General features: G+C 66.8%; 19 protein-coding genes and 1 tRNA gene. 10 read left to right on the forward strand and 10 right to left on the reverse strand.

From position 1 onward, the window contains the following. The first annotated feature begins 32 nt into the window (after positions 1-32). Positions 33-2,693 (forward strand): TonB-dependent receptor, encoded by a 2,661-nt coding sequence (locus IAG41_RS18840; RefSeq protein WP_187730220.1) that lies wholly within the window; start codon positions 33-35, stop codon positions 2,691-2,693. Beyond that, positions 2,693-3,484, forward strand: coding sequence for a hypothetical protein (locus IAG41_RS18845; protein ID WP_187730221.1), 792 nt, complete (start codon positions 2,693-2,695; stop codon positions 3,482-3,484). The genes IAG41_RS18840 and IAG41_RS18845 overlap by 1 nt, the downstream gene beginning before the upstream one ends. Here the strand turns inward: IAG41_RS18845 and IAG41_RS18850 are convergent. Both IAG41_RS18850 and IAG41_RS18855 read right to left on the reverse strand, forming a co-directional pair. Continuing rightward, complete coding sequence (locus IAG41_RS18850; protein ID WP_262408767.1) at positions 3,444-4,697, reverse strand: glycerate kinase; 1,254 nt, start codon at positions 4,695-4,697, stop codon at positions 3,444-3,446. The two genes, IAG41_RS18845 and IAG41_RS18850, sit on opposite strands and share 41 nt — an antisense overlap. Positions 4,698-4,753: 56 nt before the next feature. Beyond that, positions 4,754-6,379 (reverse strand): L-lactate permease, encoded by a 1,626-nt coding sequence (locus IAG41_RS18855; protein ID WP_187730500.1) that lies wholly within the window; start codon positions 6,377-6,379, stop codon positions 4,754-4,756. A gap of 204 nt (positions 6,380-6,583) precedes the next feature. On the opposite strand from IAG41_RS18855, the gene IAG41_RS18860 reads away from it, so the two are divergent. Next, complete coding sequence (locus tag IAG41_RS18860; protein WP_187730223.1) at positions 6,584-7,252, forward strand: DsbA family oxidoreductase; 669 nt, start codon at positions 6,584-6,586, stop codon at positions 7,250-7,252. A 6-nt stretch (positions 7,253-7,258) separates the two neighbouring features. Here the strand turns inward: IAG41_RS18860 and IAG41_RS18865 are convergent, their stop codons facing one another. Then, a complete protein-coding gene (locus IAG41_RS18865) occupies positions 7,259-8,416 on the reverse strand; it encodes a phospholipase D-like domain-containing protein (protein WP_187730501.1) in 1,158 nt (385 codons plus the stop codon). A 233-nt stretch (positions 8,417-8,649) separates the two neighbouring features. Here IAG41_RS18865 and rpoZ point away from each other — a divergent pair, with 233 nt between their 5' ends. After that, the gene (gene rpoZ / locus IAG41_RS18870) at positions 8,650-8,994 is read left to right on the forward strand and encodes a DNA-directed RNA polymerase subunit omega (RefSeq protein ID WP_187730224.1); all 345 of its coding nucleotides are present in this window, start codon (positions 8,650-8,652) and stop codon (positions 8,992-8,994) included. A gap of 52 nt (positions 8,995-9,046) precedes the next feature. On the opposite strand, the gene IAG41_RS18875 is transcribed toward rpoZ, so the two are convergent. Both IAG41_RS18875 and IAG41_RS18880 read right to left on the reverse strand, forming a co-directional pair. Then, positions 9,047-9,727 (reverse strand): RlmE family RNA methyltransferase, encoded by a 681-nt coding sequence (locus tag IAG41_RS18875; protein ID WP_187730225.1) that lies wholly within the window; start codon positions 9,725-9,727, stop codon positions 9,047-9,049. Next, positions 9,724-10,785 carry a Ppx/GppA phosphatase family protein gene (locus IAG41_RS18880; protein WP_187730226.1) on the reverse strand — a complete coding sequence of 354 codons (1,062 nt, stop codon included), beginning with the start codon at positions 10,783-10,785 and terminating at the stop codon, positions 9,724-9,726. Before IAG41_RS18880 ends, IAG41_RS18875 begins: the two co-directional genes overlap by 4 nt. Before the next feature lie 254 nt (positions 10,786-11,039). Here IAG41_RS18880 and IAG41_RS18885 point away from each other — a divergent pair. Beyond that, positions 11,040-11,113 (forward strand) — tRNA-Gln (locus IAG41_RS18885). Between the two features lie 14 nt (positions 11,114-11,127). Here IAG41_RS18885 and IAG41_RS18890 read toward each other — a convergent pair. Next, positions 11,128-11,703 carry a TlpA disulfide reductase family protein gene (locus IAG41_RS18890; protein WP_316251187.1) on the reverse strand — a complete coding sequence of 192 codons (576 nt, stop codon included), beginning with the start codon at positions 11,701-11,703 and terminating at the stop codon, positions 11,128-11,130. Positions 11,704-11,719: 16 nt separating this feature from the next. Between IAG41_RS18890 and argH the strand changes: the two genes are divergently transcribed. Genes argH through IAG41_RS18915 form a run of 5 tightly spaced genes read left to right on the forward strand, consistent with a single transcriptional unit; the run spans position 11,720 to position 16,320 of the window. After that, positions 11,720-13,099: an argininosuccinate lyase gene (gene argH / locus IAG41_RS18895; RefSeq protein WP_187730228.1), complete on the forward strand. Its 1,380-nt coding sequence runs from the start codon at positions 11,720-11,722 to the stop codon at positions 13,097-13,099. Further along, a complete protein-coding gene (locus tag IAG41_RS18900) occupies positions 13,096-13,338 on the forward strand; it encodes a hypothetical protein (RefSeq protein WP_187730229.1) in 243 nt (80 codons plus the stop codon). The genes argH and IAG41_RS18900 overlap by 4 nt, the downstream gene beginning before the upstream one ends. 11 nt (positions 13,339-13,349) lie before the next feature. Further along, positions 13,350-14,609 carry a diaminopimelate decarboxylase gene (gene lysA / locus IAG41_RS18905; RefSeq protein WP_187730230.1) on the forward strand — a complete coding sequence of 420 codons (1,260 nt, stop codon included), beginning with the start codon at positions 13,350-13,352 and terminating at the stop codon, positions 14,607-14,609. Continuing rightward, positions 14,606-15,367 carry a bifunctional precorrin-2 dehydrogenase/sirohydrochlorin ferrochelatase gene (locus IAG41_RS18910; RefSeq protein ID WP_187730231.1) on the forward strand — a complete coding sequence of 254 codons (762 nt, stop codon included), beginning with the start codon at positions 14,606-14,608 and terminating at the stop codon, positions 15,365-15,367. Before lysA ends, IAG41_RS18910 begins: the two co-directional genes overlap by 4 nt. Next, positions 15,364-16,320, forward strand: a complete 957-nt coding sequence (locus IAG41_RS18915) for a zinc transporter ZntB (protein WP_187730232.1) — start codon at positions 15,364-15,366, stop codon at positions 16,318-16,320. Before IAG41_RS18910 ends, IAG41_RS18915 begins: the two co-directional genes overlap by 4 nt. A gap of 9 nt (positions 16,321-16,329) precedes the next feature. On the opposite strand, the gene IAG41_RS18920 is transcribed toward IAG41_RS18915, so the two are convergent. From IAG41_RS18920 to fliD, 4 genes are all read right to left on the reverse strand, one after another. Continuing rightward, positions 16,330-16,917, reverse strand: coding sequence for a two-component system response regulator (locus IAG41_RS18920; RefSeq protein WP_262408769.1), 588 nt, complete (start codon positions 16,915-16,917; stop codon positions 16,330-16,332). An 81-nt stretch (positions 16,918-16,998) separates the two neighbouring features. Continuing rightward, complete coding sequence (locus IAG41_RS18925) at positions 16,999-17,535, reverse strand: NADPH-dependent FMN reductase (RefSeq protein ID WP_187730233.1); 537 nt, start codon at positions 17,533-17,535, stop codon at positions 16,999-17,001. 37 nt (positions 17,536-17,572) lie between these two features. Continuing rightward, on the reverse strand, positions 17,573-17,971 hold the full coding sequence (gene fliS, locus IAG41_RS18930) for a flagellar export chaperone FliS (RefSeq protein WP_187730234.1): 399 nt from the start codon (positions 17,969-17,971) through the stop codon (positions 17,573-17,575). Next, positions 17,971-19,416 (reverse strand): flagellar filament capping protein FliD, encoded by a 1,446-nt coding sequence (gene fliD / locus IAG41_RS18935; RefSeq protein ID WP_187730235.1) that lies wholly within the window; start codon positions 19,414-19,416, stop codon positions 17,971-17,973. Before fliD ends, fliS begins: the two co-directional genes overlap by 1 nt. Between the last annotated feature and the right edge of the window lie 38 nt (positions 19,417-19,454).

The following is a 19,454-nucleotide window of genomic DNA, read 5'->3' on the forward strand; positions in this document are numbered from 1 at the left end:
CCGGACCAGGCACAATCAAAGGGTGGGTCCAGATGAAGCACAAATATCTTGTTGGCGCGGCAGTGCTCTGCTGCATCCCGTACACCGCATTCGCGCAGGACACGGCGAATACCACCGAATCCGAAGACGCGATCATCGTCACCGGCCAGCGCGCCCAGCAGGAGCGCTCGATCGAGATCAAGCGCGACGCGATCGGCGTGCTCGACGTTGCCGCGTCGGACGAGATCGGCCAGCTGCCCGATCGCAACGTCGCCGAAGTGGTCGAGCATCTTCCGGGCGTCGGCGTCGCCTATGACCAGGGCGAAGGCCGCTATGTCTCCGTCCGCGGCGTTCCCTCCGCGCTCAACGGCTATACGCTGGACGGCCTCGAGATCGGCAACCCGGACGGCAATACGCGCGCGCTACCACTCGACGTCGTCTCGGGCCAACTGCTCAACCGCGTCGAGATCGCCAAGGTGAAGACCGCCGACATGGACGGCCAGGGCATCGGCGGCACGCTCAACCTCGTCACCCAGACCGCGTTCGACTATAGGGACGCGTTCAACGTCTCGGTGAATGCGCAGGCGGGCTATCAGGAACTGAACAAGAAGGTCCCGGTACGCGGCGACGCCAGCATCGCCGGCCGCTTCGGCGCCGACGAGCAGTTCGGCGTCGTGCTGGGCGTCAGCTATTCGAACCGCGATTTCGTGTCCGAGGGCTTCTATCCCGACGATTGGCGTGCGGTGGACGGCTTCGCCCGCGGCGGCGCACCGACCAATATCAAATACACCGAATATTCGCTCGACCGTAAGCGCGTCGGCGCGACCGGCGCCTTCGACTGGCATCCGAACGACCACCAGACCTTCTATGTCCGCGGCCTCTATTCGAAGTTCATCGAGAACGAGATCCGCGCGCGCTACCGCCTCGATTTCGCGACCCAGGCACTGGTCGGCGACACGCTGACCGACCCGGAGGTCAACAATCCCAATTTCCACCTGAACCCGGATGGCGAGACCGGTTTTGTCACCGGCACGCCGACGCCCGCCAACGGCGTAGGCTCGGGCTCGGGTCCGGAGCGCCGCGAGGACCTGCGGCTCGACTATAAGGTCAAGACGGTGCTCACCGGCATCGTCGGCGGCTCGACCGAGCTCGACCGGCTCAAGCTCGAATATATGGGCGCGCGCAGCCACAACGAGGTGCTCGATCGCTTCCCGACCTGGCAGTTCCGCTGCAATCCCGGCACGGTCGACTTCGATTTCTCGCACACGATTTACAGCGCCACGCCGCGCACCGAGTGCACGGCGAACCAGATGCAGTTCCGCTCGTACCTCTTCCATCACGAGGCGGGCACCGAAGGCATCTGGCAGGGCCGCTTCGACGCCACCTACGACCTGGGCGGCGACAGCTTCCTCAAGGCGGGCGTGAAGTATCGCACCAGCGACCGCGATTTCGACTCGAGCGAGGATACCTGGGCACGCGGCGGCAGCAACGCCACGCGCTTCACCATGGGCCAGTTCGGCCTCGACGGCCCTGCCGTCGTCGTCCACCCGGACAATGACGATCCGAGCCGCGGTTTCGTCAACGGCCCGACCTTCAACATCTCGGCGCTGAAGGACTTCACCGCGCAGAATATCGGCGGCGCTTTCTTCGTGAAGGACACCCCCACCTCGATCGCCAACGCGACGCTCAACGACTTCGATCTCACCGAAGACGTGGCCGCCGCCTATGCGATGGCGAACATCAAGCTCGGCATGGTCACGGTGACGCCGGGCGTACGCTTCGAGCACACCAGCCTGCACATCACCGGCAACCAGCTGCAGGACGGCACGACGATCCTCCCGGCGACGCGCAACAGCGATTACAACGACTTCCTGCCGACGCTGATCGTGCGCATCGAGCCTTCGTCGCAGATGGTGATGCGCCTCGCTTATTCGCGCAGCATCGGCCGGCCGGAATATGCGAGCCTCTCCCCGGGCGGCGAGATCACGGTTGACGACGGCACCCAGCCGGGCCTGCAGGTCGTCAGCGTCTCCTTCGGCAATCCGGATCTCAAGCCGTTCCGTTCGGACAATTTCGACGCGACCGCCGAATGGTATTTCGCCAAGGGCGGCCTGCTGAGCTTCGGCGCCTTCGCCAAGTTCATCAAGAACCCGATCTTCACCCAGTCCTACACACTGTTCAACACGACCTTCAACGGCCAGCCTTATGAGACCGCGAGCTTCTCGCAGCCGCTGAACGCCGACAAGGGCAAGATCCTGGGCATCGAGGCGCAGTATCAGCAGCAGTTCGATTTCCTGCCCGGCCTGCTTTCGGGCTTCGGCATCTCGCTCAACGCTACCTTGACCGAATCGAACCTCGACATCCCGAACGGGCCCAAGGGCACCTTCCCCGGCCAGTCGGACTATCTCTACGGCGCCAAGCTCTTCTACCAGAAGGGCCGGGTCGAGGCCTCGGTCGCCTATCACAACACCGGCAAACAGCTGATCTCGGCGGGCCTGCTCGACTCGGGCATCCAGGACCAGTTCAACAACGACCTGCGCCGTCTCGACGCCAAGGCGAGCTTCAAGATCCTGCCGGGCGCCCGGCTGTTCTTCGAGGCCCAGAACCTGACCGACGAGCCGACCCGCCAGTACCAGTCGAACAATACCGACTGGCTCATCCAGAACGAGCGCTATGGCCGCACCTTCTATGCGGGCGTGTCGGCGAAATTCTGATGCGGATTGCCATCCCTCTGCTGCTTGCGGCGTTCGCGCCGCAAGCAGCTCCCCATCGCATCCCGGCGAGCGAGGCCAATCAGGGCGTCGCCGCCGGGCTGCATTTCATCTATGCGATCTCGAACCACGAGATCGGCAAGTACGACAAGCGCACCGGCAAGCGCGTGCTCCACTGGGAAGGCGATCCCGCGCACTTCAAGCACATGAACAGCTGCAGCCTGATCGGGCGCGAGCTCGCATGCGCCGCTTCCAACTATCCCGACGTGCCGCAGCATTCGATGGTCGAATTCTTCGACGCCGATACGCTCCGCCACATGCGCACCGTTCCCCTGGGTGCCTTCCCCGGATCGCTCACCGTGCTCACCCGGCACGGCTTGAGCTGGTGGGCAGTGTTCGCCAATTATGACGATCGCGGCGGTGCCCCCGGCCGCGACCATCGCGCGACATTGCTGGTCGAGCTCGACGGCAAGTTCCACGAGAAGCGCCGCTTCACTTTCCCCGAGGCCGTGCTCGAGCGCTTCGCGCCGAAGAGCTGCTCGGGCGGGAGCTGGAAGGGCGACCTGCTCTATGTGACCGGGCACGACCGGCCCGAACTCTATGCGCTGCGCGTTCCTGCCAAAGGCAATGTGCTCGAGCTCGTCGCGACCTATCCGATCCCCACGAACGGCCAGGCGATCGACTGGGATCCCTTCGAACCCGCCACGCTCTGGTCGATCGAGCGCAAGACCCGCGAGATGGTCGCCACGCCGATCAGCCTGAACCCTCGATCAGGATCGCCCGGAAGTCGTTGACGTTGGTGCGGGTCGGCCCGGTCACCACCAGGTCGCCCAGCGCCGCGAAGAACGCGTAGCTCTCGTTGTTCGCCAGCGCCGCCGCCGGGTCGAGGCCCAGAGCGGCAGCGCGGGCGAGCGTATCCGGGCCGATGATCGCGCCCGCATCGTCCTCGGTCCCGTCGATGCCGTCGGTGTCGCATGCGATCGCATGGATACCTGGCGCGCCAGCCAGCGCGATCGCCAACCCCAGCAGATATTCGAGGTTGCGCCCGCCGCGTCCGGCGGCGTTGTTGACGCGCACCGTCGTCTCACCACCCGACAGGATCACCCGCCGTATTCCATCCGCCGCCAGCCGCCGCGCGAGGCCGGCATGGCCCGCGCCGAGATGGCGCGCCTCGGCCTGGAGCCGGTCGCCGAGATCGGTGACGCGGTAGCCGAAGCTCTCCGCCAGCCGTGCGCTCGCCGCCAGCGCGTCGCGGGCACGGGCGATCACGGCGATGTCGCTGCCTGCGAGACCGAGCGTATCGGGCGGCGGCGTCTCATTGGCGGGATCCTCGAGCGCGCGCCATACCGCGGTCGGCGCCTCGATCGCATAGCGGCGCAATATGTCGCGCGCCTCGGCCAGTGTCGACGGATCAGCCACCGTCGGCCCGCTCGCGACGAACGAGGGATCGTCGCCGGGAACGTCGGAAATCACCAAGGTGCGCACACTCGCCGGCGCGGCAGCGACCGCGAGCCGGCCGCCTTTCACCCGCGACAGATGCTTCCGCACGCAGTTGATCTCCGAGATCATCGCACCCGAGCGGAGCAGCATGCCGGTAATCGCCTGCTTGTCGGCCAGCGTCACGCCCGCAACCGGCAACGCCATCAGCGCGGAGCCGCCGCCCGATACGAGCATCAGCAACCGGTCGCCGGCGCCTAACCCGCGCGCCATCGCCAGCGCGTCCTCGGCCGCGGCCATGCTCGCACTGTCGGGCACCGGATGGCCCGCCTCGACATAGCGGAAAATCGAATCGAGCCGGCCACCATCGATGCCATGCCCGGCGCGCGTGATCACCAGCCCGGACACCGGGCCGGTCAACCGCTCTTGCGCAACCGCGGCCATTTCCGCCGCCGCCTTGCCGATCGCGATCACCAGCGTTCGCCCGGGCAGCGGCAGCGGGGGCAGTGGCGGCATCGCGTGCCGCGCCGAAATCGCTGCGATCGCATTCTCGAACAACGCCGTCAGCATCTGCCGCGGCGCCGGCGGCGCACTTGTCGCAATCGCCCCGCCGGGCGCACTCTGCCTCATTTCACCACCATAGTCGTAAACGGCCAGACATAGGCCTGGCCCATCACCAACAGTCCCACCAGCGCCGCGAGCGCCACGCTGTGGAACAGCACATATCGCAATATCTCGGCCTCGCGGCCGCGTATCCCGGTGGCGGTGGCAGCGACGACGATGCTCTGCGCATCCGCCATCTTGCCCATCACCCCGCCGGAGCTGTTTGCCGCCGCCATCAGTACCGGGCTGATCCCGAGCTGCTCGGCCGTAGTGCGCTGAAGCCCGCCGAACAGCGCGTTCGATGCCGTGTCGGAGCCCGTCGCGGCGACGCCCAGCCAGCCGAGCATGGTCCCGAAAAAGGGATAGAGGAAGCCGGACTGGGCGAGCGACAGGCCGATCACGCTGTCCATGCCCGAATAGCGGGTGACGTAGCCCAACGCGAGCATCGAGGCGATCGTCAGCAGCGGCAGCAGCGCGAGGCGCAAAGTCGCGAGCCAGGTCGTCGCCATCTCTCTCGCGCGCGCCCCCATCGCCCAGCCCGCGACGATCGCCGAGACGAGGATGCCGGTGCCGGTCGCGGATAGGATGTTGAAGACGTACACCGCCGGCTCGGCGCGCGGCGCTGCGACCACGGGCGGGACGCGCAGGACGAGCCCATCGAGCCAGGGCACCGGAAGCTTCAGCGCGAACAGCCCGTCGAGAAATGCCTTGGTGGCCGGCAGGCCCCACAGGAACACGCCGAGGCTCAGCACCAGCCAGGGCATCCAGGCGCGCCAGTCGATCCGCACCGCGACATGCTCGACCGGCTCGCCGCCGTCACGCCCCTCCACCGCGCTCCAGATGCGCGCCGGCTGCCAGCGCCGCAGGAACAATGCAAGGCAGCCGATCGACGCAAGCGAGCTGGCGACGTCGACCAGCCACGGGCCGTGGAAGTTCGAGACCAGGAATTGCGGAATGGCAAATGCCAGCCCTGCGACCAGGATCGCCGGCCATACTTCGCGCATGCCCCGGAACCCGGCAAAGGCCATGACCAGCCAGAACGGGACGAGCAGCGAGAAGAAGGGAAGCTGGCGGCCGACCATCATGCTCAACTGCATCAGCGGCAGCCCACTAGCGGCGGAGAGCGCGAGGATCGGCGTACCGAGCGACCCGAACGCCACCGGCGCGGTATTGGCGATCAGCGCGAGCCGCGAGGCGCCCACGGGCGCGAAGCCTAGCCCCACCAGCATCGCCGCAGTGATCGCGACCGGCGCGCCGAACCCGGCACAGCCTTCGAAAAAGGCGCCGAAGCAGAAGGCGATCAGCAGCAGTTGCAGCCGTCTATCGGGGGTGATTCCCCCCACCTGTTCCTGCAATCGCTGGAACAGGCCGTGCTGCACGGTCAGCCGGTAGAGGAACAGCACGTTGAGCACGAGCCAGCCGATCGGCAGCAGGCCATATCCCGCGCCCAGCACCGCGGCGCCTGCCGCGAGCTTGACCGGCATGCCATAAGCGAAGACCGCGACCGCCAGCGCGATGCCGAGCCCGAGCAGGGCGGCGAGATGCGCACGGATACGAAACACGGCGATCGCGGCGAGCAGCGCCAGGATGGGCAACGCCGATATCGCGACGGATGCGATCGGCGAAGCCAGTGGCGAATAGGTCTGCATCCACGACAAGGAGAATCGGCCCGGTTCCGCACGGCCACCTCGGCGCGCATAGGCTCTATTGCCATGGATTCGGGCGACGGCCAGCGTGACGCCGTGCAACACTGTGTTGCGTCCGTGATCAGGACCATGCGGATCGATTCAGCCGATGCAATTCGACGGCGCAATCCTAATATCGGGTGCGAGCTGCTGGAAAAGGAACTGCGCATGGCCCGGCCGATGAAGATCGATTTCGTATCCGATGTGTCGTGCCCCTGGTGCATCATCGGATTGCGCGCGCTCGAGGAAGCGCTGGCGCGCACCGGCGACGTGGTCGACGCGCATATCAGCTTCCAGCCGTTCGAGCTCAACCCGCACATGCCGCCCGAGGGGCAGAACATCGTCGAGCATGTAGCGCAGAAATACGGCGCGACACCCGAGCGATCGGCGGAGAACCGCAAGATGATCCATGACCGCGCGGCGCAGCTCGGCTTCACCATGGCGACATCCGACCAGAGCCGCATCTACAACACCTTCGATGCGCACCGGCTGCTCCACTGGGCCGAGATCGAAGGCCGGCAGCCCGCGCTGAAGCACGCGCTGTTCGAAGCCTATTTCACCCTTGGCGAGAATCCTTCCGATCACGACGTGCTGGTAGCGGCGGCCGAAAAGGTTGGTCTGGACGGCGCGGCCGCACGCGAGGTGCTGACGAGCGGCCGCTATGCGGACGAGGTGCGCAGCGCCGAGCAGCTCTGGCAGTCACGCGGCATCAATGCCGTGCCGGCGGTGATCATCGATGGGCAGTACCTGATCATGGGCGGCCAGCCGTCCGAAGCGTTCGAGCAGGCACTGCGCCAGATCGCCACCGAGGCGGAGCACGCGGCTCCGATCGGGTAGCAGGGATCAGCGGCGCCGGCCGAAATTGAGCCGCCGGGTGACGTTATAGTCGAGCACCGCCATCACGAAATAAGCGGCGAGCTGCTTGAACCGCGTCCAGGGCCCGGTACGCGCCTTGTAGAGTTCGGACGTGATCCGCTCGGACTGGGCAATCTCGCCTTCGACATAGGTGCGGACATAGGCGGCGAACACCGGATCCTCGATCCGCAGCATCAGCTCGAGATTGAGGAACATGCTGCGGATGTCGAAATTGGCCGAACCGATATGGACCACATCATCGATGACGAAGAGCTTCGTGTGCAGCTTGGTCGGCTGATATTCGTAGATCTGGACGTTCTTGCGCAGCAGCCCGGCATAAGTGAATCGCGCCGCCCAGATCGCCGCACCGTGATCGAGCTTGGAGGGAAGCACCAAGCGCACCCGGCCGCGTTTGCCCGCTTTGTCGAGCCGGCGCAGCATCGCCGGGTTGGGCGCGAAATAGGCGGCGATCAGGTCGATCGTGCGCGCGCACTCCATGTCGCGCTTGACCATGCGGGCCCAGGGCGAGAGCCGCCGCATCGGGCCGCCAAGCAGCCAGCGCGCCGCACCTTCGGGTTCGCTCCACGCCCGGAGCAGGCGCGCCAGCGATCGAAGCGACGAGCGCGGATGCTGCGCCCAGCGCGCCAGCGCATCGAAGTAACCGACGAGCCGCGTCGCCGCCGGCCCCTCGACCAGCAAGCCGAGGTCTCGCCACGCGCCCTCCTGCGCAGTGCCGAAATAGCTGTCCTCGACGTTGAAGCCGCCGATGATCACCCGCGCCTCATCGGCCAATGCGAGCTTCTGGTGGTTGCGCAGCAGATAGCGCCGCCCCCAGCGCGGCACGAAGCGGCAGACATGGATGCCGGCCGCGTGCAGCGGATCGAAGAAATGGTGGCTCTGGGCATGTTCGCTGCCCAGCCCGTCGACGATGAGGCTTACCGTGACGCCCCGCCCGGCCGCCTCGATCAGCGCGTCGCGCACCGCGGTTCCAGCGGCATCGTCGACATAGATATAATAGAGAACGCGCAGGCTTTGCCGGGCCGAGCCGATCAGCTCGAGCAGCTTGGTCATCCGCTCTGGCCCGTCGGGGAGCAAGGTAAGCTGGTTGCCCTCCACCGGAAAGCTGGGCTGGGACAGGGGCTTCATTCCGTTCAGATGCAGGTCGCGCGCCGCCACTGCAAGCGCCGGGGTCTCGATGTCGGGAAGCATGCGCATTGCGACTCCGGCTGTAACGGAACTGGAACGACGGGCAACGAGCGAGCGCGGCACTGGTTCAACGGCGCGCGCATCGCTGCCCGGGGCCGATTTTCTTGACATTGGCACGCGCCGTCCTTAAGTGCCGCCCCTCTCCCGGACACCGTTATTCCAAGGAAGCGTATATGGCGCGCGTCACAGTCGAGGATTGCGTCGACAAGGTTCCCAACCGTTTTGACCTGGTGCTGTTCGCCGCCCAACGCGCGCGGCAGATCTCGGGCGGCGCCGAGCTGACCATCGATCGCGACCGCGACAAGAACCCGGTCGTCGCGCTGCGCGAGATCGCAGAAGAGACCGTGCGCCCGACGCACCTCGAGGAAGCGGTGGTCTCCAGCCTCCAGCGCGTCCAGGTCGACGACGAGGAAGCACCGGACGAGGTCGGCTCGCTGGCCGCATCGGCAGAGGCGCTACGCCTCACCGCCGCCGCGCCGCCGCGCAACCAGAATCTGGGCGGCGATTACGACGGCTGATCGTCCGACAGACTGAATTCGAAAACGGCCCCGGAGCGATCCGGGGCCGTTTTCATTCGGGCTCGGGTTCGGACCGTCCCTTGAAACCCTGCGCCACAACGAACCATTCGACCGATCCTTTGCGGCTCGACGGGGGCTTGGCGTGCTTCACCGTCGTGAAATTGCGCTTCATCTCGGCGACGAGCTGCGAATCGGCACCGCCGGCGAACACCTTCGACACGAAAGCACCGCCCGGCTCGAGCACCTGGATCGCGAACTCCAGCGCGGCCTCGACCAGCCCCATGGTCCGAAGCGCGTCGGTCTGCGGATGGCCGACGGTGTTGGCCGCCATGTCCGACACGATCAGGTCGGGCGCGCCGCCAAGCTCCTCGATCAGCCGCTCTGGGGCGGCATCGTCCATGAAGTCCATCTGCAGGATGATCGCCCCATCGATCGGATCGACCGGCAGTAGATCGATGCCGACAACGGCCGCATTGGGCAGACGCCGACGCACGACCTGGGTCCAGCCGCCCGGCGCGAGGCCAAGATCGAGGACGCGCTTCGAGCCCTTGAGAAAGCCGAACTTCTCATCGAGCTCGATGATCTTGTAGGCGGCGCGGCTGCGATAGCCCTCGGCCTTGGCCTTTTTCACATAGGGATCGTTGAGCTGGCGCTCGAGCCAGCGGTTGGATTGCGGCGTCCGCCCGCGCGAGGTCTTTACGCGCGTATGACCGCGCCCGCCGCCACGGCTCACAGCCCGGCCCCGCTCATCAATCGCCGCAATATCCCCTCGCGGATGCCGCGATCGGCGATGCCGAGCCGCTCGGCCGGCCACAGGTCGAGGATCGATTCGAGGATCGCGCAGCCCGCCACCACCAGATCGGCGCGCTCGCTGCCGATGCAGGGCACCTGCGAGCGTTCGCCCATGCTCATGCCGGCGAGCCGGCGGCTGACGTCGCGCATCGCGGCGGCGGGAACGATAAGGCCGTCGACAACGGAGCGGTCATAAGCGGGTAGTCCCAGATGGACGCTGGCGAGCGTGGTGACGGTGCCGCTGGTGCCCAGCAGGCGCGGCGTGCCGGTCGGCGGCCGCAGCCGGGCGACAAAGGGTGCGAAGCTCGCCTGCACGCGCGCGCGCATATCGGCATAGACGGCCGCGCGCGCTTCCGGGTCCTGCCCCGCCGCCGCGGTCGCCTCGGTCAGCGAGACCACGCCCCAGGGCGCGCTGTGCCAGTCGAGGATGCGCGGCACGGGAACATGCGAATCGACCAGCACCAGCTCGGTCGATCCGCCTCCGATGTCGAAGACGAGCGCAGGCCCGTCACCCGGCTCGAGCAGCGCGTGGCAGCCGAGCACGGCCAGCCGCGCCTCTTCCTCGGCGGTGATGATGTCGAGCGCGATGCCGGTCTCATGATAAACGCGCTCGATGAATTCCGCGCCGTTGGACGCCTGGCGGCAGGCTTCGGTCGCCACCGAACGCGCGAGCGAGACGTTGCGGCGCTTGAGCTTCTCCGCGCAGATGCGCAGCGCCGCGAGCGTGCGCTCGATCGCAGCGTCGGACAGGCGCCCGGTGGTGGCGAGCCCCTCGCCCAGCCGGACGATCCTCGAAAAAGCGTCGATCACGGTGAAGCCCGAACCCTGCGGCCGCGCGATGAGCAACCGGCAATTGTTGGTACCCAGATCGAGCGCGGCATAATGACGCGATTCGGGCCAGCGCGCGCGCACCGGTCTTTCGGGTGGCAGGGAGGGACTAACGGGGCGGGCGGAGCCTGCATTCCGGCCGCGGGGCATTCTGGCGGAGCCATCCCCCATGGTTTCACTCGCTTATGTTCTGTTCCGTCACGGCCGATACGGGCCGCCGGTGCTTGGACGCAAAGCTAGCGCAGGGGGTTCCATGGGGCAAGGCGGCGCCCCGGCCGCCGACAAATGGGATTTCTTTGGCCGATCGGAGCGATGATCCGCCCGATTCGTCTATTATGCGGCATGTGCGGCAAAGCGAATGTCGCGCAGCGGCTTGCGGAGGAGCTTGACCCGAGGATTTCCGCCGCTTAGACGCACCCGCCTGTTGCCCCGTCGTCTAAAGGTAAGACTACGGACTCTGACTCCGTCAATTGAGGTTCGAATCCTCACGGGGCATCCAGGCTTTCCCCGCGCTCATTTCGCCTCGGCGATCAGCGCGGCGGCCTTCTCTCCCGACCAGTCATAGTCGCCCGACATCCGCCAGACTTCCCTGCCGGCCGAATCGTAGAGGATCGTCGTCGGCAGATTGGCGCCCATGCCGGTGCTGAGCGCGGCCTCGGTGTCTAGATAGGGCTTCAGATGCTTGTAGCCCGCCTTGGTGAAGAACGGGTCGACCGATTCCTTGCCCTTCAGATCCTGGCTGACAGTAAGGATTTGCAGCGAATCGCCGTTGGCGCCGGCGAGCGTATCGAGCGTCGGCATCTCTTTGATGCAGGGGATGCACCAGGTCGCCCATAGATTGAGCAGCACCGGCTTGCCCTTGAAGCTGGCGATCGAAACCTTCTTGCCGCTCGGATCGGTGAATTCGGTCGCGGGAGCGGCCTCGCCCTTGTGGGTGCGATCGAGCGTGCCGCCATATTCGGGTTCGGACCCAACGGACGCATTTGCCGCTGCCGTAGTTTCGTTTGCTTGCTGAGGGGCCTGCGATTGCCTATCGCAGCCGCCGATTGCCAGCGCGCCCAGAAGGAGAAAACCGATCGCCGAGCGCAAGGACAGCTCCAATGCCATGTGGGGTGGGCGCTTCGCCGAAGGCCCGTCTGCGGTGATGCGCGAGATAAACGCCTCGATCCCCTTCGACAAGCGAATGTGGCGACAGGATCTGCGCGGCTCCCAGGCGCATGCCGCGATGCTGGGCGCACAGGGCATCGTCACGCCCGAGGACGCAGCTGCGCTCGGCACGGGAATCGAACTCGTCGCCGCCGATTTCGATGCGGACGGCGTGCCGGTCGATCTCGCGCTCGAGGACATCCACATGCTCGCCGAGAGCCGGCTGGCCGACAAGATCGGCGCAACGGCGGGACGACTGCACACCGCCCGTTCGCGCAACGATCAGGTAGCGACCGACTTCCGCCTATGGGTGCGCGATTCGACCGACGAGGCCGACCGTGCGCTCGCCGTGCTGCAGGACGCTTTGCTCGCCCGCGCCGAGGAACATGCCGCAAGCGTGATGCCGGGCTTCACCCATCTGCAGGCCGCGCAGCCGGTGACGCTGGGGCATCATCTGATGGCCTATTATGAGATGATCGCGCGCGATCGTTCGCGCCTGACCGACGCCCGCGCGCGGATGAACCTGTGTCCTCTGGGTTCGGCCGCGCTGGCGGGCACGGGCTTTCCGATCGATCGCGAATCGACCGCCTCCGCGCTCGGTTTCGACGGCCCGACGCGCAATTCGCTCGATTCGGTCTCCGACCGCGATTTCGCGATCGAATATCTCACCGCCGCCGCGCAGTGCAGCTTGCATCTGAGCCGGCTAGCCGAGGAGTTCGTGATCTGGGCGAGCCAGCCCTTCGGCTTCGTCTCCCTGAGCGATCAATGGTCGACCGGGAGCTCGATCATGCCGCAGAAGCGCAACCCCGACGCCGCCGAACTGGTGCGCGGCCATTCGGGACGGATCGTCGGCAGCCTGGTGAGCCTGATGATCACGATGAAGGGCCTGCCGCTCGCTTATTCAAAGGACATGCAGGACGACAAGCCGCCGGTGTTCGAGGCGCACGACCTGCTCGGCCTTAGCATCGCGGCGATGACCGGCATGATCGAGAGCGCGACCTTCCGCACCGACCGGATGCGCGCCGCCGCCGAAGCCGGCTTCTCGACCGCGACCGATCTGGCCGACTGGCTGGTGCGCGAGGCCGGCATCCCGTTCCGCGAGGCACACCACATCACCGGCCGCGCCGTCGCCAGGGCCGAAGCGGATGGAATCCGGCTCGATCAGTTATCGATCGATGCATTGAAGGAAATCGACGCGCGGATCGACGAACGCGTATATGGCGTTCTGAGCGTCGACGCATCGGTATCGAGCCGCACCAGTTTTGGCGGCACGTCGCCGGTCCGGGTGCGCGAGGCGATCGCTGCGGCGCGCGCGCGCCACGAGGAGATTGGGCGATGAAGCGATTGTTGTCGGCAGCGGCCCTGCTCCTGATCCTGGGCGGATGCGGCGCGCGCGGCGATCTCAAGCTGCCGCAGGGCGAGGCGCCCCCCGCGACGCCCTATGGCGCGAAATCGACACCCGGGCCTGGCGATTTGCTCAAGCCGCCCCCACAGACGCGACCGGCGCGCAGCGACGACCTGATCGAAAGTTCGGACAAACGCCGCACCGACGAATACGACCTGCCCCCTCCCCACTGATTCCGAGCACCATGACCCATTTCGAATTGATCGGCGGCGAGATGCACGTCGAGAACGTAGCGATTTCCGCGATCGCCGAAGCCGTCGGCACGCCGGTCTATGCCTACTCCGCAGCGCGGCTGCGCGAGAACGCCCGTGCGTTTCGCGACGGCGTCGCGCGGTTGGGCCGCGTCCACCTGGCGTTCGCGATCAAGGCCAATCCCAATCTCGCGGTGCTGCGCCTGCTCGCCAATGAGGGCTTTGGCGCCGACGTCGTCTCCGGCGGCGAGATGGCGCGCGCGCTTGCGGCGGGCATCCCGGCCAGGGACATCGTCTTCTCGGGTGTCGGCAAGTCGCGCGCCGAACTGATCCAGGGCCTCGAAGCCGGGATCGGCCAGTTCAATCTCGAGCTCGAGGAAGAGGGCGTGGTGCTGGCCGAACTGGCTGCGGCCCGGGGCTTGAGCGTGCGCGCAGCGCTGCGCGTCAATCCCGATGTCGACGCCGGCACGCATGCCAAGATCTCGACCGGCAAGGCGGAGAACAAGTTCGGCCTGCCGATCAGCGAGGCGCCGGCGATCTTCGATCGCCTCGCCCGCCTCGAAGGGCTGAACCTGCATGGTGTCGCGGTCCATATCGGCAGTCAGCTGCTGGGCCTCGCGCCGCTGGAAGCCGCGTTCGAGCGCATCGGGCATCTGGTCGAGGAGCTCCGCACCGCGGGTCACACCGTCACCCATGTCGATCTGGGCGGCGGCCTGGGCGTCGCCTATCGCCCCGGCGAGACGCCGCCGACCCCCGCCGCGTTCGGCGAGATGGTCGCGCGCGTGACGAAGGACTGGGATGTCGAGCTGATGTTCGAGCCTGGCCGGGTGATTGCGGGCGATGCCGGCGTGCTGGTGACCGAAGTGCTGTGGGTGAAGCCCGGCGTCACCCATCCCTGGGTAGTGGTCGATGCCGCGATGAACGACCTGGTGCGCGTTGCGATGTATGATGCCTATCACGGCTTCGCGGCGGTGAAGCCGACGGGCGAGACGATGGTCGCCAATGTCGCCGGACCGGTGTGCGAGAGCAGCGACGTGTTCCTGAAGGGCCGCGAGATCGACGCGATGCAAAAGGGCGATCTCGCCGTGCTCCAGACCGCCGGCGCTTATGGCGCGACGATGGCGAGCACCTATAACAGCCGCCCACTGGTGCCCGAGGTCTTGGTGTCCGACGACCGGTTCGAGATCGTCGCCAAGCGTATCCCCGCCGAGCAGATCATGGCCGAGGAACATGTGCCGGACTGGCTGAAATGAGCCTGCCCGCCCTGCCGATCTTCGTGCGGCTGGCAGGGCGGCCGGTGATCCTGATCGGCAAGGGCGAGGCAGCTGAGGCCAAGCGCCGGCTGCTGGAGCGCGCCGGCGCCATGATCGTCGGCGAAGAAGCCGAAGCGGCGCTGGCGATCGTGGCACTCGACGAACCCGAAGAGACCGTGGCCCGGCTTCGAGCGCGCGGCGTGCTGGTCAACGCCGCCGACCGGCCTGATCTGTGCGACTTCACGCTCCCGGCGATCATCGATCGCGACCCCGTGGTCGTTGCGGTCGGCACCGGCGGCGCTTCGGCCGGGTTCGCGGCGGCACTGCGCCAGCGGCTGGAAACGGTCCTGCCCCAAGGCCTGGGCCCGCTCGCCCTCGACCTGGAGAGCCATAAGGCGGCGCTTCGCGCGCGCTGGCCCGACCCGGCGGAGAGACGACGCATGCTGGGCGTGGGACTCGCCGGTCCGCTGGATCCTCTTGCCGAAAGGCGCACGGGGGAGGTCGGCGATTGGATCGCTTCTAGCGGCGACGCGCCGCCGCAGGCGCTGGTCCATCTGCTGCTGCCGTCTCCGGATCCCGACGATCTGACATTGCGCCAGGCACGCCTCCTTGCGCAGGCCGATCGGGTCTTCCATCTTGGCGACGTGCCAGAAGCGATCCTGAACCGCGCGCGCGCCGATGCGCCGCGCATCCGCTGCAGCGAACAGCCCACCGATCCCGGTGCTGGGCTTTCGATCCTGGTGGAGATGGCGCGTTGAGCGGCTTCGCTTATGTGGTGCGCGACGGGAAGGTCGAGAAGCCGATCCTCAAGGCTGCCCTGGGCAACCAGGACGCCGGGCTCACCTGGATCCATCTGAGCACCAATGACGAGCGCGCCCAGGCCTGGTTGAGCGGCGAGGCCAAGCTCTCGCAATATATCATCGATGCCCTGACCGCGGCCGAGACGCGCCCGCGTTGCGACGCGGTGGGCGAAGGCGCCGTCATCAACCTGCGCGGCCTGTCGTCGGAAAAGCTGGTGGCATCCGATCCGCTTGCGTCGATCCGCATGTATGCGCTGGGCGGCTACGTGTTCTCGGTCACGCGAAAGCCGCTCAACGCGCTCGGGCCGGTCCGGGAGCAGATCGAAGGCGGCAAGATCCTCGATCCGGGCGATCTGATCGCCGCGATCGCGCAGACGATTACCGAGGAACTCGATCCCGAAGTCGCCGAGCTTGGCGATTCGCTCGACGATTGCGAAGAGCAGATTACCACCCACCACGCGTTCGAGCTGCGCCGGATGGTCAATAGCGTGCGCGTTCAGGCGATAGGCTATCGGCGGTTCCTGGTGCCGCAGCGCACCGCGCTCGAAAAGCTTGCGAACCTGCCCGGCGAGTGGTTGCGCGACGACGACCGGCTCCATCTCGCCGCCGCCGCCGATCGCGCCGCGCGCATGGCCGAGGAACTGGAAAGCATCCGCGAGCGCGCCGCGCTGACGCACGAGACGCTGACCGACCTCCGTGCCGAGCAGATCGACCAGCGCTCGCTGATCATCGCCATCGTGGCGATGGTGTTCCTGCCGCTGACTTTCATCACCGGCCTACTCGGCATGAATGTCGCCGGCATTCCCTATGCGCACGAAACCTGGGCGTTCGGCGCCGTCGTCGCGATATGCGTAGTGCTTGCGGTGGCGATCGCGGCCTATTTCATCCGCCGTCACTGGTTCGAGCGCTAGCGTCCGTTTTCAGGCGGCTTGGCTTCGGCCCAGTTCGTCGTGGAGCGCGCGGATCGATGCCGCGAGTCGGGTGCGATCGGCGCGCGTGGCGGCGAGTTCGCCGCGGACCTCGCCCAGCTCGATCGCGCGCGCGGCGATCCGCGCATCGAGCGCGAGGTTCGAACGCTTGAGTTCTTCGATCCGTCCGGCGCGCGCCAGCGTGCGCTCGACACGGGCCGAGAGGATCTCGAAATCGAACGGCTTGACGCAATAATCATCGGCGCCCGCGGCCAAGGCCTCGGCCCCGGCGCCGTTCTCGCGATCGGTGAGCATGATGACGGGCAGGTCGGCGGTCTCGCGCGAACCGCGGATCTCGCGGAGTACGTGCATACCGGACATGTCGGGAAGGCGCGTATCGAGCAGCACCAGGTCGAAGCCGCGTCCGGCGATCAGATCGAGCGCCTCGGCGCCGCGATCGCTGAGCACCACGAGATGGCCGAGATGGCCCAGCCGATGGGCAAGCGAATTCAGGGTCGATCGGCAATCGTCGACGGCCAGTATCACAGGCACGGCGCGGCGGCGCGTACCCATCATCTCACCACCAGCAGCGTGCTCCATTGCCTCCGGTCCCCAGGCGTCCAGGCACCCGGCTTAAGCCCCAAGCCCTGAGCAAAGGGTAAAGGCGGCGGAAACCGCTTGTTAGCTGCCGAGAAAGTCGAAGATCTGGTCGACCATGACCCGCATCGCGCCGTCGCACGCCACGATGACGTCACCGGGCTCGGCGGTGTTGATCGCCAGCCCCATCGGCGTCGGCCAGCCGCGCAGCGAATGCGTGATCGTGCGCAGCGCCTGGAGCGTCGAGACCGCCGCCTGCCAACCCGCCGCAGTGGCGATCAGGCCGACAGGAAGCCCGTCGAAATACACACGTTCGTCGCCGCGCAGCAGCTCGACATAATCGAGCGCGGTCTTGACCAGTCCGGACAAGGTTCCGTGATAGCCGGGCGAGCCGACGATGATCGCGTCGGCGCTGCGCAACGCCTCCAGGTAGCGGGCGATCGCCTCGTTCCCATCGGCATTGCCGGGTTCATAGTGGGGGAAGGCGATGGCATCGCCGGTCAGCAAGGTCGTGCGTGCGCCCCGCGCCTCGGCCATGGCCAAAGCAGCCGCCAACAATTTGCCGGTGGCCGATTGGGCCCGCAGCGTTCCGCCCAGGGCAACGATATGGGGTGCGCTCATAAGAGGCCGCTAGCCCAAAGCGCCAGCGCGCGCCAGATCAGGCGCGGACCCTTGACCAGGCGCCGGCGATTTCCTCGAGGCTCGCCGCGGCGTCGCGGAACGGCTTTGGGTTGTTGCCCAGGCTCGCCTGCACCACTTGATTGCGTAGCCCATGATAGAAGGTGGCGAGAATCTTGGAGACTTCGCCGCCCTTGGCGAAATCCAGCCCGGCTTCGAGCGCGAACATCACCGCGGTCGCCCGGGCGATGCGCTCGCTCTTAACCGCGGGCTTGCCGTTCTCGGCCGCCCAGGCCGCGGCGCGAAGCGCGCCCACGCCCTCTTCATAGAGCAAGGCGACCAGCCGGTGCGGATCAGCGTCGGCGGTGCGGCCGACGACGTCGATCTGACGATAGGTCGCCGCGGGGTCGGCGGCGAGTGCCGTTGTATAGCGTGCCATCAGTTGTTGCTGTTGTTCCACGCATCGACCTGCTGCTGCAGGAAGGTCTGCGTCGATTTGTAGCTCGCGACGATGGCGTCCATGCTCGCGAACTGGCGCGTCATGCGAGTGCGGGTATCGTCCGCGGCGGCAAGCGCGGCCTGCTGGTCGTCGGCAATCTCCGCCTGCGCCTTCTCGTAACGGTCTTCGCTGGCACCCAGGCCATAAGTGCTGCTCGCCGCCGCGGTAGCGATCCCGGCGAGCGCGGCCGACACGCCCGCGCCGTCCTTGAACATTGCCTCCACCGCAGCCGGATGCTCGACCAGCGCCTTGGTGAGCTGAGTCGCATCGATCTTGAGCGAGCCGTCACGATTGGTCGCCACGCCGAGCGCGGCGAGCGTGTGCGGCTCGGAGTTGGCCGCGCCGGGCGTCATGTCCTTGACGGTAAGCTGGCTCATCGAGCGCATCAGCGCCTTGGCGGCGCTGTCGGTCTTGAGCGGACCGGTCACCGAATCGGTCGCAGTCTGCAGCATGGCGTAGAGCTGGTTATAGGCGTCGACGAAATCGCCTACCGCCTGGCTGAGCGAATCGGTCGGCGCGATGGCACCGAGCGACACCTTCGTGCCCGGCGATGCCGAGACGAGATCGAGCTTCACGCCCGGGATCAGATCGTCGATCGAGTTGGTGGGACGCTTCAACGCAAGGCCGTCGACCGCGACGATCGCGTCCTGCGCGGTCGTGCCGATCGTCGTGCCGGCCGCGCCGACGCCGATATTGAGCGCCGCCAGGCCGGGCGCCCCCGAATCCTCGGTCGCGGCCAGCGTGAACGCCTGGGAAGCGCCGGTCGCGCCCTTCAGCACCAGCCGCGAACCATCGCCGTCGGTCAGGATCGATGCCGTGACGCCCGCCTTTTTGGCGTTAATCGCGTCGGCGATGCCCTGCAGACTCGAATTGGCCGAGGTGATGTCGATGTCGATGGGGGTGCCGCTGCCTGCGGCGAAACCGGTCATCGCGCCATCGGTGACGGTGGCGGTACCGAAGGTGAGCGTGAGCTTGCCGGTGCCGATCGCCGCGCTCTTGTCGGGGACAGGCATAGCGTTGGCGACCTGGGCGGAAGCGAGCTGGCGCACTTCCACGGTGCCCGACAGCTGGTCGATCGTCTTGCCGACGATCGCGGAGGCGCGGACGATGCCGGTGTTGCTGCTGGCCGGCTGAGTCTGCAGCGATCCGCCCTTGATCAACGACTTGAGCGCACTGTCGAACGCCGCGACTGCACTCTTGATCTGCCCAACGGAGGAGATCTGTGCGGTCAGCGTGTCGTTCTTGGCGGTGAGCGTGTTGTTCTTGTTCTCGTACTGCGCAGCGACGAGCTGATCGACCAGCCCCTTGATGTCGATGCCCGACCCCGCGCCAAGCGTGGTCGTGATCGACGAAGTGGATGATGTGGTCGGCGTGGTGGTCGTCATGGAATCCCCCTGTCCCGATAAGCGGCCGCGGGCGCGGC

Origin of the sequence: Sphingomonas sp. JC676, assembly GCF_014489075.1 — a bacterium.
Classification (GTDB): Bacteria; Pseudomonadota; Alphaproteobacteria; order Sphingomonadales; family Sphingomonadaceae; genus Sphingomonas.